The sequence below is a fragment of the Rhodococcus sp. BP-316 genome (assembly GCF_019836105.1).
Taxonomy (GTDB): Bacteria; Actinomycetota; Actinomycetes; order Mycobacteriales; family Mycobacteriaceae; genus Rhodococcoides.
On sequence record NZ_JABUEE010000004.1, the window covers coordinates 54,226 to 80,951 of the forward strand.

Below are 26,726 nucleotides of genomic sequence, written 5' to 3' on the forward strand. Positions count from 1 at the left end.
GGTACACACCATCATCCGGACGGCACGCCGACCCCACCGAGCGCGAACCGTCTCACGAAGTGACAGGATGATCGGGCATCGCGTGAACCATCTCACGGTGCGCGTCACCCGTTACCGGCACAACTCGCCGCGAGAACGGTGCGACGCGGCCACAATGGTCCACGTACCGCGACCGGCTAGACACCACACCCGCTAGCGACCACGAGCCGCTACACCCGTACTACAACTTGTCGAGGAGTCAACAGACATGACCTTCTCCGTCCAGATGCCAGCTCTCGGTGAAAGCGTCACCGAGGGGACTGTCACACGGTGGCTGAAACAGGAGGGGGACACGGTCGAAGTCGACGAACCCTTGCTCGAAGTCTCCACCGACAAGGTGGACACGGAGATTCCGTCTCCGGCAGCGGGTGTCCTGACCAAGATCGTCGCGCAGGAGGACGACACCGTCGAGATCGGCGGTGAGCTCGGTGTCATCGGTGACGCGAACGAGGCACCGTCCGACGGCGACGACTCGAGCAGCGACGACTCGAGCAGCGACGAAGCCGACGCCGGCCCGTCCGACGCCGCCGAGCAGGCGTCCGTCGAGGGCGAGAGCGAGGCCGACGCGCCCGCACCCGAGAGCGACGACGACGGCGGTGCGAGCAGCGGTTCCACCGGTGGCGGCGACGGCACTCCCGTCACGATGCCCGAACTGGGCGAGTCCGTCACGGAGGGCACCGTCACCCGGTGGCTCAAGGCCGTCGGCGACGAGGTCGCCGTGGACGAGCCGCTCCTCGAGGTCTCCACCGACAAGGTCGACACCGAGATCCCGTCCCCGGTCGCCGGCACTCTGCTCGAGATCAGCGCCGAGGAGGACGACACCGTCGAGGTCGGCGGCCAGCTCGCCGTCATCGGTTCCGGTGCTCCCGCGAAGAAGGAGCCCGCGCCCGAGCCCGAGCCGGAGCCCGAGAAGAAGCCCGAGCCGGAGAAGAAGCCGGAGCCCGAGGCCGAAGCGAAGCCCGCCAAGCAGGCCGACCCCGAGCCCGCCGGCGAGGTCTACACGCCGGAGCCGAAGTCCGAGAGCAAGTCCGAGAACTCCTCGAAGTCCGAGTCCGAGGCGCCTGCAGGTGACTCGAACGCAAGCGGTTCCAGCCCGTACGTCACTCCCCTGGTGCGCAAGCTCGCGCAGGAGAACGACGTCGACCTGAACTCCGTGTCGGGAACCGGCGTGGGTGGGCGCATCCGCAAGCAGGACGTCCTCGCCGCCGCCGAGGCGAAGAAGGCACCGGCCGAGGAGAAGGCCGCTCCGGCTGCCGCAGCTCCCGCCGCGTCCGCCACGCCCTCGGCACCGTCCACTGCCGGCGTGCGGCCCGAACTCGCGCACCTGCGCGGTTCGACGCAGAAGATCAACCGCATCCGGCAGATCACCGCCAAGAAGACCCGCGAGTCGCTGCAGACGTCGGCGCAGCTCACGCAGGTGTTCGAGGTCGACCTGACCAAGGTGGCAGCACTGCGCACCCGCGCCAAGGCCACGTTCAAGGAGCGCGAGGGCGTCAACCTGACGTTCCTGCCGTTCTTCGCGAAGGCCGTCGTCGAGGCGCTCAAGGTTCACCCCAACGTGAACGCGAGCATCGACGAGGAGAAGAAGGAGATCACGTACCACGACGCCGAGCACCTGGGCATCGCGGTGGACACCGAGCAGGGCCTCCTCTCCCCCGTCATCCACAACGCGAGCGACCTGTCGCTGGCCGGCATCGCACGCGCCATCGCGGACATCGCGGCACGGGCACGGTCGAACGGCCTCAAGCCGGACGAGCTGTCCGGTGGCACGTTCACCATCACCAACATCGGCAGCCAGGGCGCCCTGTTCGACACGCCGATCCTGGTTCCGCCGCAGGCCGCCATGTTGGGCACCGGGGCCATCGTCAAGCGCCCGGTCGTGGTGACCGACGCCTCGGGCAGCGAGTCCATCGGTGTCCGCTCCATGGCGTTCCTGCCGCTCACCTACGACCACCGTCTCGTCGACGGCGCCGATGCGGGTCGCTTCCTGACCACCATCAAGCACCGCCTCGAGGAGGGCGCGTTCGAAGCCGACCTCGGCCTCTGACGCTTCTTCGGTAATCTCGGAAGTCCCCGACACTTCGCAGCCCCGACCTCCGGGAATCTGTGACCTGTCGAACGAGGGGGCACTCGCTGCACACCGCGCAGTGGGTGCCCCCGTCGCCGTCCCAGGAGGCAGTCACTCGTGCGCATCGTCATCGCAGGTTCGTCCGGACTCATCGGCACGTCGCTCGTGGCGGCGTTGCGCAGCGGAGGGCACGACGTCTTTCGCCTCGTCCGCCGTGCACCCGCGGGACCGGACGAGATCGGCTGGGATCCCACCGCCGGATCGCTCGACCCGGAGGCGCTGAAGGGCGCCGACGCCGTGGTGAACCTGTGCGGTGTCGGGATCGGTGACAAGCGGTGGACCGGCGCGTACAAGCAGGCCGTCCGCGACAGTCGCATCGTCCCCACAGAGGTGATCTCCCGCGCCGTCGTCGAGGCGAAGGTGCCGACGCTCGTCAACGCCAGCGGCATCAACTTCTACGGTGACACCGGCGACACCGTGGTCGACGAGACGGCGCCGGTCGGTACGGGCTTCCTCGCCGAGGTGTGTCGCGACTGGGAGGACGCCACGTCCTTCGCGGCCTCGAACGGCGTCCGGGTGGTGTTCCTGCGCAGCGCTGCCGTCCTGTCCCGGCACGGCGGCATGATGGGGAAGCTCCGCCCGCTGTACCTCTTCGCGCTGGGCGGTCGGCTCGGCAGCGGCCGCCAGTACTTCCCGTGGATCTCACTGACGGACGAGGTCCGGGCGATCGTCTTCACCCTCGAGAATCAGGACATCACCGGACCGGTCAACCTCCAGGGGCCCGCACCGGTGACCAACGCCCAGTTCAACAGCGCCATGTCGCGAGCGGTGCATCGCCCGGCACCGTGGATGGTGCCCGGGTTCGCGATCTCCGCGATCATCGGCGAGTTCGCGAACGAGGCCATCCTGCACAATCCGCGAGCCATCCCCGCGGTGCTCGAGAAGCACGGATTCACGTTCGAGCACAACACCATCGGAGAGGCGCTCGCGGACACCGTCGGCTGACCCGGCGGCGTACTCTTCGATGTCATGATCACCCGCTCCGCCCGCGCCGACTCCCGGCCGATGCTCGTGCGTTCGCTCGGCACGATCGATTACCTCGACGCTCTCGAGATCCAGCGCGAGGTCGCCGGCCGTCGTGCCGAGAACGTCGGCGCCGACGAGTTGCTGCTTCTCGAGCATCCCGCCGTCTTCACCGCGGGTCGGCGTACGGCTCCCGAGGATCGGCCGCGCGACGGCACCCCCGTCATCGACGTCGACCGTGGCGGCAAGATCACCTGGCACGGCCCCGGGCAGCTGGTCGGCTATCCCATCGTGCGGCTCGCGGAGCCCGTCGACGTCGTTCGGTACGTCCGGCTGATCGAGGAGGCACTCATCGCCGTGTGCACCGATCTGGGCCTCGAGGTCGGGCGTATCGACGGCCGTTCCGGCGTCTGGCTCGCGGCCGGCGAGGTGCGCGGAGCCCGAAATTCTGGTCCGGGACGGCAGCCCGAACGCAAGGTGGCTGCCATCGGGGTCCGCGTGCAGCGGGGTGTGGCTCTGCACGGCTTCGCCCTGAACTGCAATGCGTCCCTGGAGGGCTTCGGCACCATCGTTCCGTGCGGTATCGCGGACGCCGGCGTCACCACACTGTCGGACGAACTCGGCCGCGACGTGACCGTCGACGAGGTCACTCCGGCGGTCACGCAGCGCATCCTGGACGCACTCGACGGTCGCCTGCCGTTGGCGGTGCACGATCTGAACAGAACGCCCGTCGCACCCACGCCACGCTTCACCACGGTGAACTTCGGCGGATGACCCCCCGCGAGTAGCATCGATGCGGTGACCGTCGCACCCGAGAACTCTCCTGCACAAGCTCCGAACGGACGCAAGCTTCTCCGCCTCGAGATCCGAAACGCGGAGACCCCGATCGAACGCAAACCGTCGTGGATCAAGACCCGCGCGAAGATGGGCCCCGAGTACTCCGAACTCAAGGGACTCGTCAAGCGCGAGGGACTGCACACGGTGTGCGAAGAGGCCGGGTGTCCCAACATCTACGAATGCTGGGAAGACCGCGAAGCCACGTTCCTCATCGGCGGTGAGCAGTGCACCCGTCGCTGCGACTTCTGCCAGATCGACACCGGCAAACCTGCCGACCTCGATCGGGACGAGCCGCGCCGCGTGGCCGAGTCGGTGCAGGCGATGGGTCTGCGCTACTCCACCATCACGGGTGTCGCCCGCGACGATCTCGAGGACGGCGGCGCCTGGCTGTACGCCGAGACCGTCCGTGAGATCAAGCGCCTCAACCCCAACACCGGTGTCGAGCTGCTGATCCCCGACTTCAACGCCGACCCCGACCAACTGGCCGAGGTCTTCTCCTCGCGCCCCGAGGTGCTCGCGCACAACGTGGAGACGGTGCCGCGCATCTTCAAGCGCATCCGTCCCGCGTTCCGCTACCAGCGCAGCCTCGACGTCATCACCGCGGCGCGAGACGCCGGCCTGGTGACCAAGTCGAACCTGATCCTGGGCATGGGCGAGACCTACGAGGAAGTCACGCAGGCGATGCAGGACCTGCACGACGCCGGCTGCGACATCCTCACCATCACCCAGTACCTGCGCCCGTCGCCGCGGCACCATCCGGTCGACCGGTGGGCCAAGCCGGAGGAGTTCGTCGAGCACTCCAAGGCCGCCGAGGCCATGGGCTACGCCGGCGTCCTCGCCGGTCCCCTGGTCCGCTCCTCGTACCGCGCGGGTCGCCTCTACGCGCAGGCCATGGCTCACCACGGCCGTGCGATCTCCGAGAACATGTCCCACCTCGAGCACGGCGGCGAGGCGTCCCAGGAAGCCAGCTCGCTGATGGCGCGCCTGGCAGCCCGCTGACCCCACACCCCCAGCGACACCACGCGGCCCGCCGTCCTACCGGATGGCGGGTCGCGCTGCGTCTGCGCCTATCCTGGGAGCCATGGCGAACGGCGGTACAGCAGGCAAGGGCAAGGCCTCGAAAGAGGCGAAGGCCGCGGCGAAGGCAGCACGCAAGCAGGCGTCGAAGGAACGGCGCTCCCAGTTGTGGCAGGCCTTCCAGATGCAGCGCAAGGAGGACAAGCTCCTCCTGCCGCTGATGATCGGATCGGTCGTCGGTATGGCGGTGCTGTTCTTCCTGATCGGGCTGATCTTCGGGATCGAGTGGCTCCTGCTGCCGTTCGGGCTCCTCATCGGTGTGCTCATCGCGTTCGTGATCTTCGGTCGCCGCGTGCAGAAGTCGGTGTACGGCAAGGCCGAGGGCCAGGCCGGCGCCGCCGCGTGGGCACTGGACAACCTGCAGGGCGGGTGGCGTGTCAAGACCGCCGTCGCCGGCACCACGCAGCTGGACGCCGTGCACCGCGTCATCGGTCGTCCCGGCGTCATCCTGGTGGCCGAGGGCGCACCGCAGCGCGTGAAGGCACTGCTGGCGCAGGAGAAGAAGAAGACCGCACGCCTCGTCGGCGACACCCCGATCTACGACGTCGTCGTCGGCAACGACGAGGGCCAGGTGCCGCTCTCGCAGCTGCAGAAGTACCTGACCAAGCTGCCGAAGAACATCGACAGCAAGCGCATGGAGACCATCGAGTCACGGCTCTCGGCGCTGGGCGCCCGCGGTGGCCCGGCACTCCCCAAGGGACCGATGCCGGGCGGCGCGAAGATGAAGGGTGTGCAGCGCACCATCAAGCGTCGCTAGTGGCCTCCGGCCCCGTGCGCCTTGTGCGTACCCAGGGATGCGCAAAGGGCGCACGAGGGGTGAGCCCCACTACCGGGACATGAGGAGTGCGGTGCCCGTCGCGCGGTCGTGCATGCCGCGGCTGTCGATGTCGGTGATGACGGCGGGCACCACGAAGGCGATGAAGACCTGACGCACCAGCGCGCGCACGACTCCCACGCGGCCCGGAGCGTCGATGCGCGCCACCTGCATGCCCATGCAGAACTGACCGGGCGTGAAGGAGAACAAGCTCACGGACACGAATCCGAGCAGGAACCACACTCCCAGGGTCAGGGTCGACAGGTTGCCCCCGGCGACACTGCCGCCGAGGAACAGCGCGGACACACCCATCGACATCAGCCAGTCGATGGCCAACGCCGCGACACGCCTCGGTGTCGGCGCGAGCGAACCCGGCCCCACCTTGGGAAGTCCCAGGTACTCGCCCTGGTAGGCCTGCTGCTCGTGGTCACCGTCGGGCAGCGCGGCGGCGGGGCCCGAGAGCCACGATCCGGTCATCCGTGCCATGAGTGTTCTCCATACTGGTGTGAGTGCGGGGCCATTGCTCCAGGATAGGTGTCGCCCCGGCGGGAGGGTCTTCCCACCAGCCAGCAGCTGCGACGACGGGACGCGTAACACCGACGAAACACGGACTTGACGGTGAGGCAACACCACTTCCCTACCGTCGGCGTGGCGCAGCTGCCGCACTCACACAGACGTCGCGGACCAGCACTCGACAAGAAGGAGTTCCAGCGTGGATTTCACCACGGCCGAAGAGGTCATCAAGTACATAGCGGACGAGAGCGTCGAGTACGTCGACATCCGTTTCACCGATCTCCCGGGTATCCAGCAGCACTTCTCGATCGCGGCGAAGGCGTTCACCAAGGACACCCTCGAAGACGGTCTCGCGTTCGATGGCTCGTCCGTGCGTGGCTTCCAGTCGATCCACGAGTCGGACATGATGCTGCTGCCCGACTACGGCACCGCTCAGATCGACCCGTTCCGTCACGCCAAGACGCTGAACATGGACTTCTTCGTCCACGATCCGTACACCCGCGAGTCCTACAGCCGCGACCCCCGCAACGTCGCGCGCAAGGCCGAGGAGTACCTCGCCAGCACCGGCATCGCCGACACCGCGTTCTTCGGTCCCGAGGCCGAGTTCTACATCTTCGACTCGGTGCGCTACGACTCCCAGATGAACGGCGCGTTCTACGAGCTCGACTCGAGCTCCGGCGCCTGGAACACCGGCGCCGAGACCGAGGCCGACGGGTCCCCCAACCTCGGCTACAAGGTCCGCCCGAAGGGCGGCTACTTCCCCGTCGCGCCGTACGACCACTACGTCGACATCCGCGACGCCATCTCCACCAACCTGCAGAACGCGGGCTTCGAGCTCGAGCGCGGCCACCACGAGGTCGGCACCGGCGGTCAGCAGGAGATCAACTACAAGTTCAACACCATGCTGCGTGCAGCCGACGACCTGCAGCTGTTCAAGTACATCGTCAAGAACACCTGCTGGCAGCACGGCAAGTCCGCGACCTTCATGCCGAAGCCGCTCTTCGGTGACAACGGCTCGGGCATGCACGTCCACCAGTCGCTCTGGAAGGACGGCAAGCCGCTCTTCTACGACGAGAAGGGCTACGCGGGTCTGTCGGATCTCGCTCGTCACTACATCGGCGGCATCCTGCACCACGCGCCGTCGCTGCTGGCGTTCACGAACCCGACGATCAACTCGTACCACCGCCTGGTGCCGGGCTACGAGGCCCCCATCAACCTGGTGTACTCGGGCCGTAACCGCTCGGCCGCCGTCCGTATCCCCACCACGGGCAACAACCCGAAGGCCAAGCGTCTCGAGTTCCGCGCGCCCGACGCGTCCGGTAACCCGTACCTGTCGTTCGCCGCGCAGATGATGGCCGGCCTGGACGGCATCAAGAACAAGATCGAGCCGCTCGCTCCCGTCGACAAGGACCTCTACGAGCTCCCGCCCGAGGAAGCGAAGAACATCCCGCAGGCACCCACCTCGCTGCCTGCCGTGATCGACCGCCTCGAGGCCGACCACGAGTACCTCACCGCCGGTGGCGTCTTCACCACCGACCTGATCGAGACCTGGATCTCGCTCAAGCGTGAGAACGAGATCGCGCCGGTGAACCTCCGTCCGCATCCGTACGAGTTCCAGCTGTACTACGACTGCTGAGTCACGTTCCACCACGTCGAGCCCGCTCCGGACCCTGTCCGGCGCGGGCTCGCGTCGTTTCCGGGACGATTCGGGAACGATGCGGACACGACTCGACCGAAAGCTGGATTGAACTCCGAACTTTCGGGGTAGATACGGGTGTCCGCTGTGTTCCGGGTGACGATCCACCCGGACGCCGGACGTCGTGGCACCACCACAGTCGCGTCTCTCCTGTTGCCGAGCGAAGGATCTGCACCTGATGGATGCTCTGTGGGACTTCATCGTCGGCCGCCGAAGGCAGCTCGCGATCGATTCCTATCTTCACGTCTCCGCCGTCGTCCAGTGTGTCGTCATCGCGACCATCCTGGGTGTCGCCATCGGAGTTCTCGTCTACCGCAGTCCCGCCGGCTCCGCCGTCGCCACCGCTCTCGCGAGCACGGTGCTCACCATCCCGTCGTTCGCGCTGCTGGGACTGCTGATTCCCATTCTCGGTCTCGGCGTCAAGCCGACCGTCACCGCGCTGGTGCTGTACTCGTTGCTGCCGATCATCCGGAACACGGTGGTCGGACTCGACGCGGTGAATCCGGCGGTCAGCGATGCGGCACGCGGTATCGGCATGAGCCGAGCCACCGTGTTGCGTCGCATCGAGATTCCTCTCGCGTGGCCGTCGATTCTCACCGGGATGCGCGTCAGCACTCAGATGGCGATGGGCATTCTCGCCATCGCCGCGTACGCCAAGGGCCCCGGCCTCGGCAATCTCCTGTTCTCCGGACTGGCCCGCGTCGGCAGCCCCACCGCAGTTCCCCAGGCCCTCACCGGCACCGTCCTGATCGTCATCCTGGCGCTGATCCTCGACGGGATCTACGTCCTGATCGGCAAACTCACCACCTCGAGGGGTATCCGTGACTGACACGACTCGCACCACCACCGGAGCAGAGATCGTCCTCGAGGACGTGACGAAGTCCTACCCCAACCAGAAGGCCGCCGCGGTCGACCACGTGTCGCTCACCATCCCCGCGGGTGAGGTCGTCGTGTTGGTGGGACCGTCGGGCTGCGGCAAGACGACGACGATGCGGATGATCAACCGCCTCATCGAGCCCACGTCCGGCCGGATCACGATCGGCGGCAAGGACGCGCTGTCCATCGATCCGAACGAGCTGCGGCGCACCATCGGCTACTCGATCCAGCAGGCCGGCCTGTTCCCGCACATGACGATCGCGCAGAACGTCGGCATGGTCCCCGGGCTCATCGGGTGGAACAAGAAGAAGATCTCCGACCGCACCGACGAGATGCTCGATCTGGTCGGACTCGATCCGGGCCAGTACCGCGAGCGCTACCCGCGCCAGCTCTCCGGTGGGCAGCAGCAGCGCGTGGGTGTGGCCCGCGCTCTGGCGGCCGACCCCCCGGTTCTGTTGATGGACGAGCCGTTCGGTGCCGTCGACCCCATCACCCGCGGCCTCCTGCAGGACGAGCTGATGCGCCTGCAGGCCGAGCTGGGCAAGACGATCGTCTTCGTGACACACGACTTCGACGAGGCCGTCAAGCTGGGCGACCGGATCGCCGTCCTGGGCAACCAGTCCCGCATCCTGCAGTACGACACCCCCGAGGCCGTGCTGGCCAATCCCGCCGACGAGACGGTGGCCGGCTTCGTCGGCGCCGGTGCGGCTCTCAAGCAGCTCACCCTCATGCGTGTGCGCGACATCGAGCTCAGCGATGTTCCCGCCTTCGGTGAGGACGAGCCCGTCGAGACGATGAACCGGGCGCTCGGCACCGATCCGGAGGCGTGGGGTCTCATCCTCGACTCCCGCAAGCGGCCCATCCGGTGGACCGACCGTCGTCACCTCGCCGGCGTGGGCAGCCTCCGCGACGTCGGTGTGCCGATCGGTGAGCTCGTGTCGATCCAGTCCACGCTGCAGGACGCGCTCGAGGCCCTGCTCGCCGAGGGCAACGCGACGGCGACCGTGACGGGCAAGCGCGGCGAGTACGTCGGCACCGTCACCATCGAGGCACTGATCGACACCATCAAGACCATCCGTTCGCAGCACGCGCACGACCACGACGACGTGGTCGACGCGGGCGCGGCGTCCGTCTCGGGCGCGTCGTCGTGACGGCGTCGGTCGAGGCGTCCGTCGTCGACGATCCCGCCGACGCAGAGGGCGATGCGAAGTCCGCGGCCAGGGCAGCGCGGCGAGCCGAACGGATCCGTCTGGTCGTCCAGCCCGCACTGGTTCTCGTCCTCGTGGTGGTCACGCTGGTCTACGCCCTCACGCGTGATCTCACGGCGACGCAGGCGGCGACGATCAACGTCGCCACGATCTCCCAGCGCGTTCTCGAGCACGTCCTGATCACGTTCGTCGTGACGGCACTCGTCGTGCTGATCGCGGTGCCCCTCGGAATCATCCTCACTCGCAACGGCTATCGACGACTCGCTCCCGTCTTCATCGGTATCGCGAACATCGGCCAGGCTGCCCCTGCCGTCGGCCTGCTGGTGCTGTTGTTCCTGGCGACCGGCAGCACCGGGTTCTGGGTCGGTGTCCTGCCCATCGCGTTCTACTCGCTGCTGCCGGTGCTGCGGAACACCATGCTGGGGTTCCAGCAGGTGGACGCCAGTTACATCGATGCCGCACGCGGACAGGGCATGTCGGGCTCCGGCATCCTGTGGCGCATCGAGTTCCCACTCGCGGTGCCGTACATCCTCGCCGGCCTGCGCACCTCTCTCGTGCTGGCGGTCGGTACCGCCACGCTGAGCTTCCTCGTCGGCGCCGGCGGCCTCGGCGTGCTCATCGACACCGGGTACAAGCTCAATCAGCCGCTCATCCTCGTCGTGGGCGCCGTGCTCGCGGTGGCGTTGGCGTTGCTCGTCGACTGGTTGGGCGCTCTCGCCGAGGCCTTCCTCGGACCGAAAGGACTGCGCTGATGCGCCGTACCCTGATCGCACTGTGCGCGGTCTCCACCCTCGCCCTCACCAGCTGCGGGCTGCAGTCCGGCAGCGCGGTGCCCCTGGCCGTCGAACCCGGAAGCATCACGGCGCAGCCGGGTCTCGAAGGTGCCGAGCTCACCGTCGGTTCCAAGGACTTCACCGAGCAGATCATCCTCGGCTACATCCTGGAGTTCGCGCTCGAGGCGGCGGGGGCGAACGTCCGCGACCTGACCAACATCTCGGGATCCAACAGTACGCGGCAGGCCATGATCAGCGGCCAGGTCGACGTCACCTACGAGTACACCGGCACCGGCTGGATCAACTACCTCGGCAACGAGACTCCCATTCCCGACGCGACAGAGCAGTACGACGCGGTGCGGGACGCGGACAAGGCGAACGGCATCGTCTGGGTCAACCCGGCGCCGATGGACAACACGTACGCACTCGCGATGAACCAGCAGACGGCGCAGGAGACCGGCGTGAAGACGCTGTCCGACTACGCCGCCCTGGTGCAGCGTGATCCCGCCGCCGCGGCGGTGTGCGTGGAGACCGAGTTCAACTCCCGCCAGGACGGTTTCCCCGGCATGGCGGCGGCGTACGGCTTCGACGCGAACGCGGTGAACCGCCAGATCCTGCAGACGGGCATCATCTACCAGGCGACGGCGGACGGCTCGCAGTGCAAGTTCGGCGAGGTGTTCACCACCGACGGCCGCATCAAGGGTCTCGACCTGGTGGTCGTCGAGGACGACAAGCTGTTCTTCCCGCGCTACAACGCGACGGTGAACTTGCGTCAGGAGATCGCCGACCGCTACCCGGAGATCGCGGAGATCACCGCGCCGGTGTCCGCGGCGCTCACCATCGACGCCATCACCGAGCTGAACAAGCAGGTCGACGTCGACGGCCGGGAACCCGCCGAGGTGGCGCGTGACTGGATGGTGCAGCAGGGTTTCGTCACCGCCGGGGCCGACTGACCCCGAGGTACACCTACTGCACAGAAGGCGACCCCGCCCGGCACAGTCGGCCGAGCGGGGTCGTTCTCTGTGCAGAACCGGTACGGGTCAGGAACCGAACGCGCGTTCCACCACGGCCTTGGCCCGACGGGTGACGCGCAGGTAGTTGTCGAGGAACTCCCCCGCGTCGCCACTGGGCCAGCCGGCCACCTGCGCGACGGCTGACAGCACCTTGCCGGGAGCCGGCAACTGATCGGTCGGCTTGCCGCGCACCAGGACCAGCGCGTTACGGGCCTTCGTGGCCGTGAGCCACGCCTGGCGCAGGAGGTCGACGTCGCCAGGGCTCATGAGCTCCGCGGCGCCGATCGCGTCGAGGCACTCCAGGGTCGACGTGTTGTGCAGCGCCGGAATGCGGTGGGCGTGACGCAGTTGCAGCAACTGCACGGTCCACTCGACGTCGGCCAGTCCCCCGCGCCCCAGCTTGGTGTGCGTCTTCGGGTCGGCTCCCTTGGGCAGTCGCTCCGCGTCGACCCGGGCCTTGATGCGCCGGATCTCGCGGACGGCGTCCTCGGAGACTCCGCCCTCGGGGTACCGGATGCGGTCGGCCATGAGCAGGAACCGGATTCCCAGGTCCTGATCGCCGGCGACCTGGTGGGCGCGGAGCAGGGCCTGCACCTCCCACGGCTGCGCCCACTGCGAGTAGTACGCGTCGTAGGCCGAGAGTGTGCGCACGACAGGCCCGTTGCGCCCCTCGGGACGAAGTCCGGTGTCCACCTCCAGCGGCGGGTCCTGGCTCGGCGAACCCAGGAGCTTGCGGACACGATCGGCGATGGCGTTGGCCCACTTGACGGCGTCGCTGTCGTCGGCGCCCTCGGCCGGCTCGCACACGAACAACACGTCGGCGTCGGACCCGTAGCCCAGTTCACCACCACCGAGTCGACCCATGCCGATGATGGCGATCGACGCGGGAGCGGTGCCGCCGCGCTCGGCGACGGACGCACGGACCGCCGCGTCCAGGGCGGCGTTGATGACCGCTGCCCACACCGAGGACAGCGCCCGGCACACCTCGGGGACCTCGAGCAGTCCGAGGATGTCCGCCGAGGCGACCCGCGCCAGTTCGTAGCGACGCAGGGACCGCGCCGCCGCGACCGCGCGTACCGGATCGTCGTAGCGCGCAGAGGACTTCAGGATGGCGCCGTACGTCTCGGTGGGATCGACGTCGAGCAGTTTGGGGCCGGTCGATCCGTCGGCGAAGAGCCGGATGACCTCCGGCGCGTTGACCAACACACCGCGCAGGTACTCCGACGACCCGAGCACCTGCATCAGGCGCTGCGCCACCGGGCCCTCGTCGCGGACCAGCCGCAGGAACCAGGACTGCTCGGCGACCTCCTCGGACAGCCGTCGGTAGGCCAGCAGGCCCGCGTCGGGATCCGGTGTGTCGCCCAGCCATTCGAGCAGCGTAGGCAGCAGCAGTGACTGGATGCGACCCTTGCGCGCACCCATGCCGACGAGTGCGCTCAGGTGCCCGAGCGCGTTCTGCGGAGCCGAGTAGCCGAGCGCCGAGAGCTGCCGGATCGCGGAATCCGAACTGAGGCGCAGCGAGTCGCTGTCCAGCCGGGCCACCGATTCGAGCAGAGGGCGATAGAACAGCCGAGCGTGCAACCGCCGGATCCGCTGCGCGTTGCGACGGATCTCCTGGCGCAGAACGCCGGTCGCGTCGTGGTTGCCGTCGGGACGCATGTGGGCGGCGCGGGCGAGCCAGCGCATCGCCTCGTCGTCGTCGTCCGGCGGCAGGAGGTGCGTGCGCTGCAGCTTCTGCAGCTGCAGCCGGTGCTCGATGAGGCGGAGGAACTCGTAGGACGCGGTGAGGTTGGCCGCGTCGTCACGCCCGATGTAGCCGCCGGTGGCGAGAGCGGACAGCGCGGCGACGGTACCGCGTTCGTGGAGGGAGTCGTCGGCTCGTCCGTGCACGAGTTGCAGCAGCTGGACGGCGAACTCGACGTCACGCAGGCTGCCGCGCCCCAGCTTGATCTCGCGCTCGCGCAGCTCGGCCGGCACCATCTCCTCGACGCGGCGGCGCATCGCCTGCACCTCGGGGACGAAGTCCTCGCGCTCACTGGCCACCCACACCATCGGCGTCACCGCGTCGACGTAGGCCTGGCCCAGCTCGGCGTCACCGGTCATGGCGCGCGCCTTGAGCAACGCCTGGAACTCCCAGGTCTTCGCCCACCGCTGGTAGTACGCCAGGTGCGAGTCGAGAGTGCGGACCAGTTCGCCCTGCTTGCCCTCGGGACGCAGTGCGGCGTCGACCTCGAAGAAGGCGGACGAGCCGATGCGCATCATCTCGCCGGCCATGCGGGTGGCGAGGGAGTTGGAGGGTTCGGCGACGAAGACGACGTCTACGTCGCTCACGTAGTTCAGTTCCTGCGCACCGCACTTGCCCATCGCGATGACCGCGAGTCGGACCGAGCAGGGCCCGTCGGGGAACGTGACGGTGACGGCCACCGACAGTGCCGCGGTGAGCGCCGCGTCCGCCAGATCGGACAGCTGACGACCGACCACCTCGTAGGGCACGACGGGCTCGTTCTCCACGGTCGCCGCGAGATCGGCGGCGGCCAGGATCATGAGGTGGTCGCGGTACGCCGTGCGCAGCGCGATGATGGCCTTGGGTCCGGTCAGCTCGGCCCGGAACACCTGACCGAGGGCGTCGTCGCCCGTCTCCGCGACGGCACCGACGCTCGCGAGCATCGAGTCGCGCAGCTCGTCGGCCGTGGGCAACGACTCCGTGCAGGTGGTGAGCAGGCGCCACTTCTCCGGCTCGGACACCAGGTGGTCACCGAGAGCGCTGGACGATCCGGCGAGAGCGAACATGCGGCCGCGCAGACTCTTGTCGGTGCGCAGGCGGGCGTCGAGGTCGGACCAGTTGTCACCGAGATCCTCGGCGAGGCGCGCGAGAGTGCGCAGCGCGAGATCGGCGTCGGGCGAGCGCGACAGCGACCACAGCAGCTCGGTGCTGTCCTCGTCGGTCCAGCCCAGCAGCGACAGGTTCGCCGGGGCAGACGCCTCGACGAGACCGAGCCGTCCGGGGCTGGGCACGGTGGAACGGGAACTGGGCGGAATCACGGGCGAGCCTCCACCACGGTGTACGAGTCGACCGCCGGGTCGGCGTCAGCGAACGTCGGGTGGACGAACCGCGGGTCGACGAATCTCGGGACGGTGGTGCATTCCGACATGTTCATGGCGTGTCGACGTTACTCGACAGCCCCGTTCACTCGACAATCGCGCAGTCGCGCCGGCCCTACAGACCCAGGTAGGTCTTGAGCTCGAACGGCGTCACGTGCGAACGGTACGACTCCCACTCACGACGCTTGTTGCGCAGGAAGTAGTCGAAGACGTGCTCGCCGAGCGCCTCGGCCACCAGCTCGGAGCCCTCCATGGCGGCGAGCGCCTCGTTGAGGCTGCTGGGCAGCTCCCGGTAGCCCATGGCGCGGCGTTCGGCGGAGGTCAACGACCACACGTCCTCCTCGGCCTCGGGCGGCAGCGTGTACCCCTTCTCCACCCCGCGCAGTCCGGCCGCGAGCAGCACGGCGAAGGTGAGGTACGGGTTGCACGCCGAGTCGGGGCTGCGGATCTCGACGCGACGAGAGGACGCCTTGTTCGGCGTGTACATCGGAACGCGTACCAGCGCAGAGCGATTCGACGGACCCCAGGACGCCGCCGTGGGGGCCTCGCCGCCGTGGATCAGACGCTTGTAGGAGTTGACCCACTGGTTGGTGACCGCGCTGATCTCGTTGGCGTGCTCGAGGATGCCCGCGATGAAGGCCTTGCCGGTCTCGGACAACTGCATGGGGTCGTCCGGGTTGTGGAAGGCGTTGGTCTCGCCCTCGAACAGGCTCATGTGCGTGTGCATGGCCGAGCCGGCCTGATCGCTGAAGGGCTTGGGCATGAACGTCGCGCGCACGCCCTCGTCGATCGCGACCTCCTTGACGAGGTAGCGGAAGGTCATCACGTTGTCGGCCATGGACAGGGCGTCGGCGTAGCGCAGGTCGATCTCCTGCTGACCGGGCGCGGCCTCGTGGTGGCTGAACTCCACCGAGATGCCCATGGACTCGAGGGCGTCGATGGCGTGGCGCCGGAAGTTCGGCGCCTCGTCGTGGACGGCCTGGTCGAAGTAGCCGCCGTTGTCCGCGGGGACGGGGGGCCGACCGTCGTCGGGCAGTTCCTTGCACAGGAAGAACTCGATCTCGGGATGCACGTAGCAGCTGAATCCGAGGTCTGCGGCCTTGGAGAGCTGTCGACGCAGCACGTGCCGGGAATCGGCCCAGGACGGCGACCCGTCGGGCATCGCGATGTCGCAGAACATGCGGGCGGAGTGCTGCTCGCCCTTGCTGGTGGTCCAGGGCAGGATCTGGAACGTCGTGGGGTCGGGCTTGGCCACGGTGTCGGCCTCGGAGACTCGTGAGAAGCCCTCGATCGCCGAGCCGTCGAAGCCGATGCCCTCCTCGAACGCGCCCTCGAGTTCGGCCGGAGCGATGGCCACGGACTTGAGGTAGCCGAGCACGTCCGTGAACCACAGACGGACGAACCGGATGTCGCGCTCCTCCAGAGTGCGAAGCACGAATTCCTTTTGGCGATCCATGACCGTCAGGCTAGGCACGTTGCATTAAATCCGTGTTACATCGTGAAACCGGTCGCACTTTCTGGACCTCACAGCGCGGTGGCGACGACTGTGAGGTCACGGCTCAGCAGCGCAGACCTGCTGGTGGAGGCGTCAGGTCGACGAGGTAGGCGGACACGGCGTCGTCGATGCAGGCGATCCCGGCGAACGAGGCGGTGTGCTGATTCCCCTCATAGGTGACCAGCGACGAGCCCAGCTGCGCGGCCAGAGCGACCCCGGCCTCGTACGGGGTGGCGGGATCATCGGTGGTCGAGACCACCACGGTCGGTGCGAGTCCCGGTATCGAGACCGGCCCCGGGTCGGCTGCCGAGGGGACCGGCCAGAAGGCGCACGGCTCGAGCGGCGCGGTGCCGTTGCCCCGGCCGTCGTCCAGGAACGGCGCGGCGGCGCGGAACCGGGCGTCGAGCGCGCCCTCCTCCGCCCGGTCGGTCACCCGCGGATCGTCGACGCACCGCACGGCGGTGAACGCGTCGTTGGTGTTGCTGTACGTGCCGTCGCTCAGGCGCCCGTTGTAGAGATCGGCGAGCGAGAGCAGGATGTCGCCCTGACCGTTCTCCAGCTGAGTCAGTCCGCGCCTCAACGGTCCCCACAGTTCGGTGCTGTAGAGCGCCTGCTGCACTCCGGTCACGGCGTCGTCGTAGCTCAGCGAGCGGGCACCCTCCGGCCCGGTGAGCTCGGTGCTCGCGGGCCGGTCCACCAACGGATCGACCAGGGCCCGGAAGGAACGCACGGCTCCCGCCGGGTCGGTACCGAGTGGACAGTCGGACCGCCCCGCGCAGTCGGCCGCGAAGGCGTCGAACACCGACTGGAAGCCTGCGCCCTGGGCGACCACCTCGTCGGCCGCGTTCGCAGCGGGGTCGAGAGCGCCGTCGAGCACCATCGCGCGCACGTTCTCGGGGAAGAGTTCGGCGTAGGTGTAGCCCAGCCGCGTCCCGTACGAAAATCCGAGATACGTCAGCTGATCGTCGCCGAGCACCGACCGGACGACGTCCATGTCCCGCGCGACGTCGGCCGACGTGAGGTGTTCGAGCAACACCGGATCGTTGCGCTCGGCGCACCGCGCGGCGTAGTCCTGATTCTCCTTCTCGGTCTCGGTGATGCCGGCGGGCGAGGTGTCCACGTCGTTGTCCGCACGCTCGGCGTCGAACTCCCGCGGAGTGTCGCAGCGCACCGCCGGCACCGACGCACCGATGCCCCGAGGGTCGAATCCGATGACGTCGAAGGACGATTCGACGGCGGTACCCCGCGCCACCGTCGCAGTCGAGAGGCCCGACGCGCCGGGTCCGCCGGGGTTGACGAGCATCGAGCCCACCTTCTCCCCCGTCGCCGCCGACCGGGACAGCGCCAGTGAGGCGGTGGGCCCGGCCGGATCGTCGTAGTCGATCGGCACGGTCACCCGGCCGCACTGCAGGCTCGGGTCCAGCTCGGACCCGTCGGTCACGAATCCCTCGCACGATCCCCACGTGACACGCTGCGCCCGAAAGGCGTCCAGCGTCGACGGTTGATCGGCACGCGTCTCCGTCGTCGTGACGGGCACGGACCCACCCTCGTCGTCGGTGGGAGTGCCGCCGACATCGGAGCCGCACGCCGCGGCCAGCACTGCGAGAACCGAGAGGGAGACGGCGAGACGGACGGACACGCGACGGGAGGACACGTCTCGATGGTGGCACGGCGTGGTGTGTGACCAAGCGCACTCGTGCCGCGGAACCCGGCGGTGGCAGACTGAACGCGTCATCACCTCTACCCGGGGACCCGCCGAGCGGGCCTCGAGGACGAAAGGGACGCTAGATGTCTGCTGCTGAGACCCCGCTGTACGGATCCGCACCCACGGGCCGCAAGACCCGCACCCACCACCTGCAGGCGATGAAGGCCTCCGGCGACCGCTGGAGCATGCTCACCGCATACGACTACTCGAGCGCGCGCATCTTCGAGGAGGCCGGCATCCCCGTCCTGCTCGTGGGCGACTCGGCCGCCAACGTCGTCTACGGCTACGACACCACGGTGCACATCGACATCGCGGAGCTCATCCCCCTGGTCCGCGGCGTGGTCCGTGGTGCCCCCAACGCACTCGTGGTCGCCGACCTGCCGTTCGGCACCTACGAGATCTCTCCGCAGCAGGCCGTCGAGACCGCTGTCCGCTTCATGCGCGAGGGCCAGGCCAACGCGGTCAAGCTCGAGGGCGGCGAGCGTGTCGCCCCGCAGATCGCCGCCATCACCGCCGCCGGTATCCCCGTGATGGCGCACATCGGCTTCACCCCGCAGAGCGTCAACGGACTCGGTGGTTTTCGCGTGCAGGGCCGCGGCGACGCGTCCGAGCAGCTCGTGGCCGACGCCATCGCCGTCCAGGAGGCCGGCGCCTTCGCCGTCGTCATGGAGATGGTGCCCGCCGATCTCGCCGGCCAGGTGACGCGCAAGCTGACGATCCCCACCGTCGGCATCGGTGCCGGTCCGGAGTGCGACGCCCAGGTTCTCGTCTGGCAGGACATGGCCGGTTTCACCAGCGGTCGCACCGCCAAGTTCGTCAAGCGTTTCGGCGACGTCGGCGACCAGCTGCGCGCCGCGGCGTCGACCTACGCCGCCGAGGTGCGGTCGGGGGCCTTCCCCGCGCAGGAGCACAGCTTCTAGGACTGCGACCCCGGGCGAGCGACGCGGGCGGGCCGATCGGGGAAGCACCCGGGTGGCACACTCGGGGCCATGATGATGCGACATGGACTCGCCGCGGCGGGTGTTCTGGCAGCAGCGACCGTGACCCTGACGTCGTGCGCAGGCGGGTCGGACACCACCACTGCGTCGACGACGACGGCCGCTCCCACGACGACCACGTCGGCGGCTCCAGCCACCCCGACGGTGTCCGAGGATCAGGCTCAGTCGCTGTGCACCGACCTCGAGGCACAGCTGTCGAACTGGCGTGTGCAGGGTCCGACCGTGGGCCGCGGCGGCCTGAACATCCTGGTGCAGACGTGGGCGGCACGCTACGGACTGAACGCCGCGGTGATCCAGAACCGCGGGATCGTCGACACGGCCGCCACCGACGCGTGCTCCGACGTACGGAGCCAGGTCGTCGACATCCTCGAGATTCCCGATCTCGCGTCGGGCCTCGTGGGGCTGTGACGATGACGGCGCGCCGGTCCCTCTACCCCGAACTCGACCCGCACGACTCGGGGATGCTCGATGTCGGCGACGGGCAGCACCTCCACTTCGAGGTCAGCGGCAACCCCGACGGCACTCCGGTGGTGTTCGTGCACGGCGGACCGGGCGGCGGCACGGGTCCCGATCAGCGTCGCTACTTCGATCCCGAGGCCTACCGGATCGTGCTGTTCGACCAGCGCGGGTGCGGTCGGTCCACGCCGCACGTCGCCGACGGCGCCGATCTCTCCGTCAACACCACCGGACACTCCATCGCCGACATGGAGGTCCTGCGTGAGCATCTCGGCATCGACACGTGGTCGGTGTTCGGCGGGTCGTGGGGATCGACGTTGTCGCTCGCGTACGCCCAGGCGCACCCGCACCGCGTCACGTCACTGGTGCTGCGCGGCATCTTCCTGCTGCGTGAGTCGGAGATCGACTGGTACTACCGCGGCGGCGCGGGACACCTCTTCCCAGAACTGTGGGAGAAGTTTCTCGCCCCGATCCCGGCGGCGGAGCGCGACGGCGACCCCGTGGAGATCTACCACCGACTCCTTCACTCGTCCGACCCGGAGACCGCGCTGAACGCGGCGGTCGCGTGGTCCACGTGGGAGGGCGCCACCAGCACCCTGCTCCCGAAACCGGAACGCGTGGAGCAGAACTCCGAGGCACGGTTCGCACTCGCGTTCTCGCGCATCGAGAATCACTACTTCGTGCACCAGGGGTTCCTGGAACAGAATCAGTTGCTGGCGAACATGGACTCCATCGCCCACATCCCCGGTGTCATCGTGCAGGGCCGTTACGACGTGGTGTGCCCGGCCACGAGCGCCTGGGATCTGCATCGATCCTGGCCGTCGTCGACACTCCACATCGTCGACGACGCCGGGCACTCCGCCGCGGAACCGGGAATCATCCATCACCTCGTCGAGGCGACGGACTCCTTCCGCCGCTGACGAACCGGCCGTTCACCTGCAGGTGGTAAAGATGTCACCATGAGTTCAGGTGGTGCGGATGCGCACACGGAGATCGAGGCGAAGTTCGACGTCGGCATGGACACGCCGGTTCCCGAGCTCACGGGGGCGAAGTCGATCGTGTCTGCGTCCGCACCGGAGCTGACACACCCGGTCTCCACGTACTTCGACACCCCGGATCTCGATCTGGCGCGTCGACGCATCACGGTGCGTCGACGGACCGGAAGCTCCGACGCGGGATGGCACATCAAGATGCCCGTCTCGTCCGACGAGCGTCTCGAGCTGCGGAGCCCGCTGTCCGCGGGCGGCAACACCGCTCGCGTGCCGGCCGAGGTCGCCGATCGTGTGACGGCGCACGTGCGAGGCAAACCGCTCGTGCCCGTCGCGAGCATCGAGACCCGCCGCATCGTCACCGTCGTGGCCACGAAGCGGCACCAGACCGCCGCGGAGCTGTGCGACGACACCGTCACCGCCCGAAACCTGTTGGACGACACCACTGTTCGCTGGCGTGAATGGGAGGTGGAGTTGCTCGACGGTGACCGCCGCACCCTGGAGAAGGTGAGCACCTACCTGCTCTCCCACGGCGCCGACCCCGGTTCCTCACCGTCGAAGCTCGCACGGGCGCTCGGATCCCGCCTGGCGGATCTCCGGACCGGCGATGCCACGCCCGACGGCACCGCCGGGTCCGCGCTGCTCGCCGCCCTGGCCACCGACGTGTCCGCTCTCCTCGCGGCGGATCCGCGCGTGCGGGAGAACGACGACGACGCGGTGCACGCCATGCGCGTCGCCACGCGGCGACTGCGCAGCGTGCTGCGGTCCTACCGCGATCTGCTCGACCGACCGTCCGTCGACGCGGTCCGTGGCGAACTGTCCTGGCTCGCCGACATTCTCGGCACCGCTCGCGACGCCGAGGTGCTGGCGGCCCGTTACGACGCGGCGCTCGCGGCGCTGACGTCAGACGCTGTGCGCGGTCCCGTGGTCGAGACCCTCGTCGGCACCCAGCGACGGCTGTACACGCTCGCGCACGAGGAGGTCGTGCGGGAGTTGAGCGGTGAACGCTACTTCGCCCTGCTCGACGCACTCGACGCTCTCCTGGCAGCACCCACCGTCGGTCCGTCGGACAGCCGCGCGGACAAGGTCTTCCGGAAGGTGCTGCGGGGCCAGTACCGGAAGATCGCCCGAGCCGAGGCCCACGCGGCCGCGCTCACCGGACACGAGCGTGCCGAGGCGCTGCACGACGTGCGCAAGAACGCCAAGAAGCTGCGCTACGCGGCCGAAGCAGGGGCGGGCGCGCTCTCGGACGGAGCAGTACGAGCGACGGCCGCCGGCGTCGCGAAGGCCGCGAAGAAGGTGCAGTCCGTCCTCGGCGACGTCCAGGACAGTGCGGTGTCGCGCACCACCATCCTGACCGAGGCCGCCTCCGCGGCCGAACGGGGTGAGGACACCTTCACCTTCGGTGTCCTGTACGCGAACGAGGGACACGACAGCGCGGACGCACTCGAGCCGCTCCCCCGCGCGTGGACGAAGCTGCGACGCCGCGCAGCCTCCCTCGGCTGACAACCTGAGCGGCCTACCCGACCACCGACGACCGGCCTCCGGTCTACCCGACCGAGAACTCCACTCGCCGGGTCGCGACGTCCACCGGCCCCACCCGCACGGTGACGGTCGTGCCCTCGGCCGGGTCTCCCGAACACGGGCCGACGACGGTGTACTCGGGAACGAAGACCTCGGCGGGCCGCTTGTCGGTTCGTCCGCGAAGCACGACGGCCGAGACGGTGTCGCCGACGCGGTCCGCCAGCACCCTGGCCTCGACGAGGTCGATACACGCACGGTCCACCTTCGACGCCAGCGAATCGCTGCGCCGCATCGCGTCGGGCAGCTCTGCGAACTCGGCGAGCACCCAGTCGGGGACAGCGGTTCCGGCACAGTGAGCGAGACACACCTCGGTGGCGTACCTGTCGACGCGCCGACGTAGCGGCGCGGTGACGTGGGCGTACGGTCCACCGATCCCGGAATGGTCCGGCTCCTCGGGTGTCTCACCGTCGAAGGCGACGTACGCGGCGCCGCGCAACAGCGTGGTCGCCTCGGTCATCACGGCGAGAGTCGTGGGAGCCGCCGGGTCCAGGCCGGCGAGAACCTCGCCGGGCGAGGCACCGGTCGGCCATTGCAGGCCCAGTGCCCGCACCACCGCCCGCAGTGCCTCGACGTCCGACGCGCCCGGCGGCGGGAGAGTGCGCAGGATGCCGACCTTCGCCTCGAGCATGATCGCGGCGGCGCACATTCCGGTGAGCAGGGACATCTCGGCGTTCCACGCGTCGGCCTCGGTGCGCGGTGCGATCTCGAGGCGCCATCCGCCGCTGTCGGAACCGTTGGCGACGACCTCCTGTTCGGGCAGCGTGAGCTCGATGGCTCCGCGCGCGACCGCGAGTGCCCGCCGCGCTCGACCGAGATCCTGCAGCGCCGTCAGCGACGGATGCACGGTGCCGGAGTCGACAGCCGACTGCACCTCGGCGTAGGTGAACCGTTGCCGTAAGCGCACCGTCGCCGGCTCGACGTGCCAGGACGTCGCCGTCCCCGCGGGGTCGGTGTCGATGGTCCACAGCGCGGCCGGCCGTACCCGGTCCGGCAGGAGGGACGACGCGTCCTCGGACATCTGCCGAGGGTGCAGCGGCACGCTGTCGTCCGGGAGGTAGAGCGTCTGTCCACGGCGGCGCACCTCCTCGTCCAGCACGCTTCCCGGCGCGACGACCGCACCGACGTCGGCGATGGCGTAGTACAGGCGGAAACCCGCGTCGGTGCGGTGGACGACGAGAGCCTGGTCCAGATCCATCGACCCGGGCGGGTCGATGGTCACGAACTCCAGGTCGGTCGCGTCGCGCCGCGTCGGACGAGAGTCCGCCACCGGGACCGCGTCGGGCGGGTACCCGGTCGGCAGGTCGAACTCGGCGCGCACAGCCGAGAAGTCGACACCGTCGACCCGAGGCGCAACGGCCCGCCTCGATACCGACGCGGTCACGAGCGCGCCGATGCGGTCACGAAGACCAGGTGTCGTCGGCGTCGTCCGCGGCCTTGTTACGCTCCGCGGCGATCTCGAGGGCGCGCTCGGCGGTGGCCCTGTCGGGGTAGGGGCCCATGCGGTCCATCGCACCGGCCTCCTTGCCCTGCACGACAGCCTTGTCGCTGATACGGAAGTACCACTGATCGTCGTCGTCACTCATGATCGACAGTGTGCCCCAGATCCGCCCCGACGGAACAGACTTCGCGTTCTGCGGCCTCGTGATTCACGGTCGGCGACGCGCCGACCGCACACACCGCGGGACCAGCGGCCGCGTTACACTTCTCGCATGTCCGGGTACACACGCCGGACCGGAGCCGGACCACGCACCCGATAGGAGTACGACATGTCGACCCTTCTCTTCGATCAACTGTTGCCGCTGATGGGCCATGACGCCGCGACGTACTGGGCCACCCTGCTGGTGGTCGACCCCATCTGATCCACTCTGCTCACGAACGGCTCCGCCCTCATCGAGGACGGGGCCTTTCGTCGTTCAGGAGGACTCGATACGTGGCGGCGGGCCGACGCTTCCCGTAGTTTCCTACCGCCGGCCCGCCGATACTCACTGTAGAGGACATCGAACGTATGTTCTAGTCCGCCCTCCACCGCAGCGGTCCGTGCTGGTCGTGTGCGCGGACGAGTCGGCGTGTAAGCCGGATCCTGTCCCCGGGACGAATCCCGGGTGGCGACCATCCATCTGGGCACACCGTCGCCGGGTACCTCGAGCGATCAACCCGCAGGCTCGGGCGAGCAGCCCTCGGACACCTGCGCAGACGCACCACCGCGAACGGCGGTGCGACCTTCGATCTTGCTCCGGGCGGGGTTTACCGAGCCACCCCGGTCACCCGGGGTGCTGGTGCGCTCTTACCGCACCGTTTCACCCTGACCGACCGATCCGAGGACCGGTCGGCGGTCTCTTCTCTGTGGCACTGTCCCGCGAGTCGCCTCGGGTTGCTGTTGGCAACCGCCCTGCTCTGTGGAGTCCGGACTTTCCTCGGCTCGAAGCTTGACGACGCCGGTCGTCAGTTCTCCGTGCCGCGGCCGCCCGGCCAACTCGTCCGCCCCGTCATGGTAGCCGCTCCGCCACCCCGTCCCACCCACGCGAGTACGTCCGAACCGTCGCTGGGCGAGCCCCGATCACGACAGTTCGGACGTACTCGCGGGGGGTGGGTGTGCCGAGCGGACGGACGGTCGGACCGGGGATCTAGAGTCACGCGCATGACCTTCGTCGTCCTCCTGCGCGGCATCAACGTCGGCGGCATCCGTATCTCCATGGCGGCCCTGCGGTCGTCACTGGAGGACGCCGGATACACCGCGGTGCGCACCGTTCTCGCGTCGGGCAACGTGGTGCTCACCGCGACGACGCAGGACCCGGCCGTGGTGCGCTCCGACGTGGAGGGCGTCCTGCGGCAGGCCTTCGGCTACGAGGCGTGGGTGGTGGTCGTGACCGTGGAGCAGCTCGCCGAGATCGTCGCCGCCTTCCCGTGGGAGACCGACGAGGCGGTACGCCACCCGTACGTGATCTTCTCGACGGACGGTGTGTCCACCACCGATCTCGCGGCGATCGGCGAGACGGCCGACCCCGTCGTCGAGAGGTCGACACTCGGGCCGCATCACGTCCTGTTCTGGGAGGTCGTGCGCGGTGACACCCTGTCCAGTGTCGTCGGCAAGGCCAGTGCGCGCGCGTCCTACAAGTCGACGACGACCACGCGAAACCTCCGCACTCTGCGCAAGATCCTCGCGTGATCACCGATTCCACCGCGCGGACCGTCGTGGCCGCGCTGCTGGTGGCTGCCGTCCTGGTCTTCGCCATCGCTCGCCCTCGCGGACTCCCCGAGGCCACCATCGCCGTTCCGGCCGCGGCACTGGCGATCCTGCTCGGAGTCGTGTCGACGAGCGACGCACTCGAGGAGACGGCGGAGCTCGCCCCCACGGTGGCGTTCCTCGCGGCGATCCTGGCTCTCGCTCACCTCGCCGACGCGCACGGTGTGTTCACGTGGATCGCGTCCGTCCTGCACGCCCGGTCGCGATCCTCCCCCACGCGGCTCCTGATGCTCGTGTTCGTCACCGCGTCCCTCACCACGGCAGTGCTCAGTCTCGACGCGACGGTCGTCCTGCTCACCCCGGTCGTCATCGCCGCAGCCCGCCGCGCCGGGATGTCGCCACGGCCGGCGTCGTACGCCGTGGCACACCTGTCGAACTCGGCCTCCACGCTGCTGCCGGTCTCGAATCTCACCAACCTGCTGGTGTTCTCGGCCACCGGTCTGTCGTTCCTGCACTTCACCGCGCTGATGGCAGCGCCGTGGCTCGTCGCGATCGCACTCGAGTACGCCGCGTTCCGTTGGTTGTTCCGTGGCGACCTGCGCGAAGTGGAGAACCCGCCGGACGACGACGGTCCGTCCGTGGCGGCGCCGACGCTCGCCCTCGTCGTGATCGGCTGCGCCCTGGTGGGTTTCGCGGTCAGTGGGTCGCTCGGCCTCGAACCGGTGTGGGTGGCGGCGGCGGCCGCGATCGTGCTCGCCGTTCCTGCGCTGCGCCGGTCCGAGACGACTCCCGTCGCGATCGTGCGTGCACTCGATCTGTGGTTCTGCGTGTTCGTCTTCGCGCTCGGAGTGGTGGTCGCGGGACTCGCCGGGGGTCCGGTGGGCGAGGCCGTCACCGAGATCCTGCCGACGTCGTCCACGCTGCTCGCGCTCCTGACCGTCGCCGCGGTGGCCGCGGTCGCCTCCAACGTGCTCAACAACCTGCCCGCGACGCTGCTGCTGCTCGCCGCACTGACGTCGACGACAGGCGCTGCACCGGTGGGCGCGCTGCTCGCCATGCTGATCGGCGTCAACCTCGGGCCCAACCTCACCTACGTCGGGTCGCTCGCGATCATGTTGTGGCGCCGCGTGGCTCGCGCGGAGGGCGAGCCGCCGAGCCTGCGCACGTTCACCGTGGTGGGTCTGGTGACCACACCGATCACCGTGGTCGCGGCGACCGTCGCCCTGTGGCTCGCCCTGCAGGTGTAGTGGTCAGGTCCAGAGGAACGACGTGTCGG

22 protein-coding genes and 1 other RNA gene are annotated in these 26,726 nt (G+C 68.8%); 16 read left to right on the forward strand and 7 right to left on the reverse strand.

Features of this window, described 5'->3' with window-relative positions; all coding sequences use genetic code 11:
* Positions 1-247: 247 nt before the first annotated feature.
* The 5 genes from sucB (at position 248) to HQ312_RS08830 (ending at position 5,801) form a co-directional block, all read left to right on the forward strand.
* Positions 248-2,086: a 2-oxoglutarate dehydrogenase, E2 component, dihydrolipoamide succinyltransferase gene (gene sucB / locus HQ312_RS08810; protein ID WP_222638383.1), complete on the forward strand. Its 1,839-nt coding sequence runs from the start codon at positions 248-250 to the stop codon at positions 2,084-2,086.
* Positions 2,087-2,224: 138 nt separating this feature from the next.
* On the forward strand, positions 2,225-3,112 hold the full coding sequence (locus HQ312_RS08815; protein ID WP_056445658.1) for a TIGR01777 family oxidoreductase: 888 nt from the start codon (positions 2,225-2,227) through the stop codon (positions 3,110-3,112).
* Between the two features lie 24 nt (positions 3,113-3,136).
* Positions 3,137-3,904 carry a lipoyl(octanoyl) transferase LipB gene (gene lipB, locus HQ312_RS08820; protein ID WP_222638384.1) on the forward strand — a complete coding sequence of 256 codons (768 nt, stop codon included), beginning with the start codon at positions 3,137-3,139 and terminating at the stop codon, positions 3,902-3,904.
* A gap of 24 nt (positions 3,905-3,928) precedes the next feature.
* Positions 3,929-4,966, forward strand: a complete 1,038-nt coding sequence (lipA, locus tag HQ312_RS08825; RefSeq protein WP_027505797.1) for a lipoyl synthase — start codon at positions 3,929-3,931, stop codon at positions 4,964-4,966.
* Between the two features lie 82 nt (positions 4,967-5,048).
* Positions 5,049-5,801: a DUF4191 domain-containing protein gene (locus tag HQ312_RS08830; protein ID WP_222638385.1), complete on the forward strand. Its 753-nt coding sequence runs from the start codon at positions 5,049-5,051 to the stop codon at positions 5,799-5,801.
* Between the two features lie 69 nt (positions 5,802-5,870).
* Here the strand turns inward: HQ312_RS08830 and HQ312_RS08835 are convergent, their stop codons facing one another.
* On the reverse strand, positions 5,871-6,344 hold the full coding sequence (locus tag HQ312_RS08835) for an RDD family protein (protein WP_027505795.1): 474 nt from the start codon (positions 6,342-6,344) through the stop codon (positions 5,871-5,873).
* Positions 6,345-6,570: 226 nt separating this feature from the next.
* Here HQ312_RS08835 and glnA (HQ312_RS08840) point away from each other — a divergent pair, with 226 nt between their 5' ends.
* The 5 genes from glnA (HQ312_RS08840) to HQ312_RS08860 all read left to right on the forward strand — a co-directional run bounded on the left by glnA (HQ312_RS08840) (position 6,571) and on the right by HQ312_RS08860 (position 11,877).
* Positions 6,571-8,007: a type I glutamate--ammonia ligase gene (gene glnA / locus HQ312_RS08840; protein ID WP_027505794.1), complete on the forward strand. Its 1,437-nt coding sequence runs from the start codon at positions 6,571-6,573 to the stop codon at positions 8,005-8,007.
* 238 nt (positions 8,008-8,245) lie between these two features.
* Positions 8,246-8,896, forward strand: coding sequence for an ABC transporter permease (locus tag HQ312_RS08845; RefSeq protein WP_027505793.1), 651 nt, complete (start codon positions 8,246-8,248; stop codon positions 8,894-8,896).
* Positions 8,889-10,094, forward strand: coding sequence for an ABC transporter ATP-binding protein (locus HQ312_RS08850; protein ID WP_056445669.1), 1,206 nt, complete (start codon positions 8,889-8,891; stop codon positions 10,092-10,094). Before HQ312_RS08845 ends, HQ312_RS08850 begins: the two co-directional genes overlap by 8 nt.
* Positions 10,091-10,903, forward strand: a complete 813-nt coding sequence (locus tag HQ312_RS08855) for an ABC transporter permease (RefSeq protein WP_027505792.1) — start codon at positions 10,091-10,093, stop codon at positions 10,901-10,903. The genes HQ312_RS08850 and HQ312_RS08855 overlap by 4 nt, the downstream gene beginning before the upstream one ends.
* On the forward strand, positions 10,903-11,877 hold the full coding sequence (locus HQ312_RS08860) for a glycine betaine ABC transporter substrate-binding protein (protein ID WP_027505791.1): 975 nt from the start codon (positions 10,903-10,905) through the stop codon (positions 11,875-11,877). Before HQ312_RS08855 ends, HQ312_RS08860 begins: the two co-directional genes overlap by 1 nt.
* A gap of 87 nt (positions 11,878-11,964) precedes the next feature.
* Here the strand turns inward: HQ312_RS08860 and HQ312_RS08865 are convergent, their stop codons facing one another.
* The 3 genes from HQ312_RS08865 to HQ312_RS08875 form a co-directional block, all read right to left on the reverse strand.
* Positions 11,965-14,979: a bifunctional [glutamine synthetase] adenylyltransferase/[glutamine synthetase]-adenylyl-L-tyrosine phosphorylase gene (locus tag HQ312_RS08865; protein ID WP_056445676.1), complete on the reverse strand. Its 3,015-nt coding sequence runs from the start codon at positions 14,977-14,979 to the stop codon at positions 11,965-11,967.
* A gap of 175 nt (positions 14,980-15,154) precedes the next feature.
* Positions 15,155-16,495: a type I glutamate--ammonia ligase gene (glnA, locus tag HQ312_RS08870; RefSeq protein WP_027505789.1), complete on the reverse strand. Its 1,341-nt coding sequence runs from the start codon at positions 16,493-16,495 to the stop codon at positions 15,155-15,157.
* A 103-nt stretch (positions 16,496-16,598) separates the two neighbouring features.
* Positions 16,599-18,188 carry an alpha/beta hydrolase gene (locus tag HQ312_RS08875; RefSeq protein ID WP_308123858.1) on the reverse strand — a complete coding sequence of 530 codons (1,590 nt, stop codon included), beginning with the start codon at positions 18,186-18,188 and terminating at the stop codon, positions 16,599-16,601.
* Between the two features lie 134 nt (positions 18,189-18,322).
* Here HQ312_RS08875 and panB point away from each other — a divergent pair, with 134 nt between their 5' ends.
* The 4 genes from panB (at position 18,323) to HQ312_RS08895 (ending at position 22,188) form a co-directional block, all read left to right on the forward strand.
* Positions 18,323-19,159 (forward strand): 3-methyl-2-oxobutanoate hydroxymethyltransferase, encoded by an 837-nt coding sequence (gene panB, locus HQ312_RS08880; protein ID WP_027505787.1) that lies wholly within the window; start codon positions 18,323-18,325, stop codon positions 19,157-19,159.
* A 69-nt stretch (positions 19,160-19,228) separates the two neighbouring features.
* Positions 19,229-19,645 carry a hypothetical protein gene (locus HQ312_RS08885; protein ID WP_308123859.1) on the forward strand — a complete coding sequence of 139 codons (417 nt, stop codon included), beginning with the start codon at positions 19,229-19,231 and terminating at the stop codon, positions 19,643-19,645.
* A gap of 2 nt (positions 19,646-19,647) precedes the next feature.
* Entirely contained in the window at positions 19,648-20,613 is a 966-nt protein-coding gene (pip, locus tag HQ312_RS08890) for a prolyl aminopeptidase (RefSeq protein ID WP_027505785.1), read from the forward strand.
* A 39-nt stretch (positions 20,614-20,652) separates the two neighbouring features.
* Positions 20,653-22,188: a CYTH and CHAD domain-containing protein gene (locus HQ312_RS08895; RefSeq protein WP_222638387.1), complete on the forward strand. Its 1,536-nt coding sequence runs from the start codon at positions 20,653-20,655 to the stop codon at positions 22,186-22,188.
* Positions 22,189-22,231: 43 nt separating this feature from the next.
* Here the strand turns inward: HQ312_RS08895 and HQ312_RS08900 are convergent, their stop codons facing one another.
* The 3 genes from HQ312_RS08900 to rnpB all read right to left on the reverse strand — a co-directional run bounded on the left by HQ312_RS08900 (position 22,232) and on the right by rnpB (position 24,743).
* Positions 22,232-23,647, reverse strand: coding sequence for an RNB domain-containing ribonuclease (locus HQ312_RS08900; RefSeq protein WP_222638388.1), 1,416 nt, complete (start codon positions 23,645-23,647; stop codon positions 22,232-22,234).
* Between the two features lie 16 nt (positions 23,648-23,663).
* Entirely contained in the window at positions 23,664-23,849 is a 186-nt protein-coding gene (locus tag HQ312_RS08905; protein WP_037185713.1) for a hypothetical protein, read from the reverse strand.
* 470 nt (positions 23,850-24,319) lie between these two features.
* An RNA gene (rnpB, locus tag HQ312_RS08910) (RNase P RNA component class A) lies at positions 24,320-24,743 on the reverse strand.
* A gap of 161 nt (positions 24,744-24,904) precedes the next feature.
* On the opposite strand from rnpB, the gene HQ312_RS08915 reads away from it, so the two are divergent.
* Positions 24,905-25,432 carry a DUF1697 domain-containing protein gene (locus tag HQ312_RS08915; RefSeq protein WP_222638389.1) on the forward strand — a complete coding sequence of 176 codons (528 nt, stop codon included), beginning with the start codon at positions 24,905-24,907 and terminating at the stop codon, positions 25,430-25,432.
* Positions 25,432-26,697: an SLC13 family permease gene (locus HQ312_RS08920; RefSeq protein WP_374198293.1), complete on the forward strand. Its 1,266-nt coding sequence runs from the start codon at positions 25,432-25,434 to the stop codon at positions 26,695-26,697. Before HQ312_RS08915 ends, HQ312_RS08920 begins: the two co-directional genes overlap by 1 nt.
* Positions 26,698-26,726 lie beyond the last annotated feature (29 nt).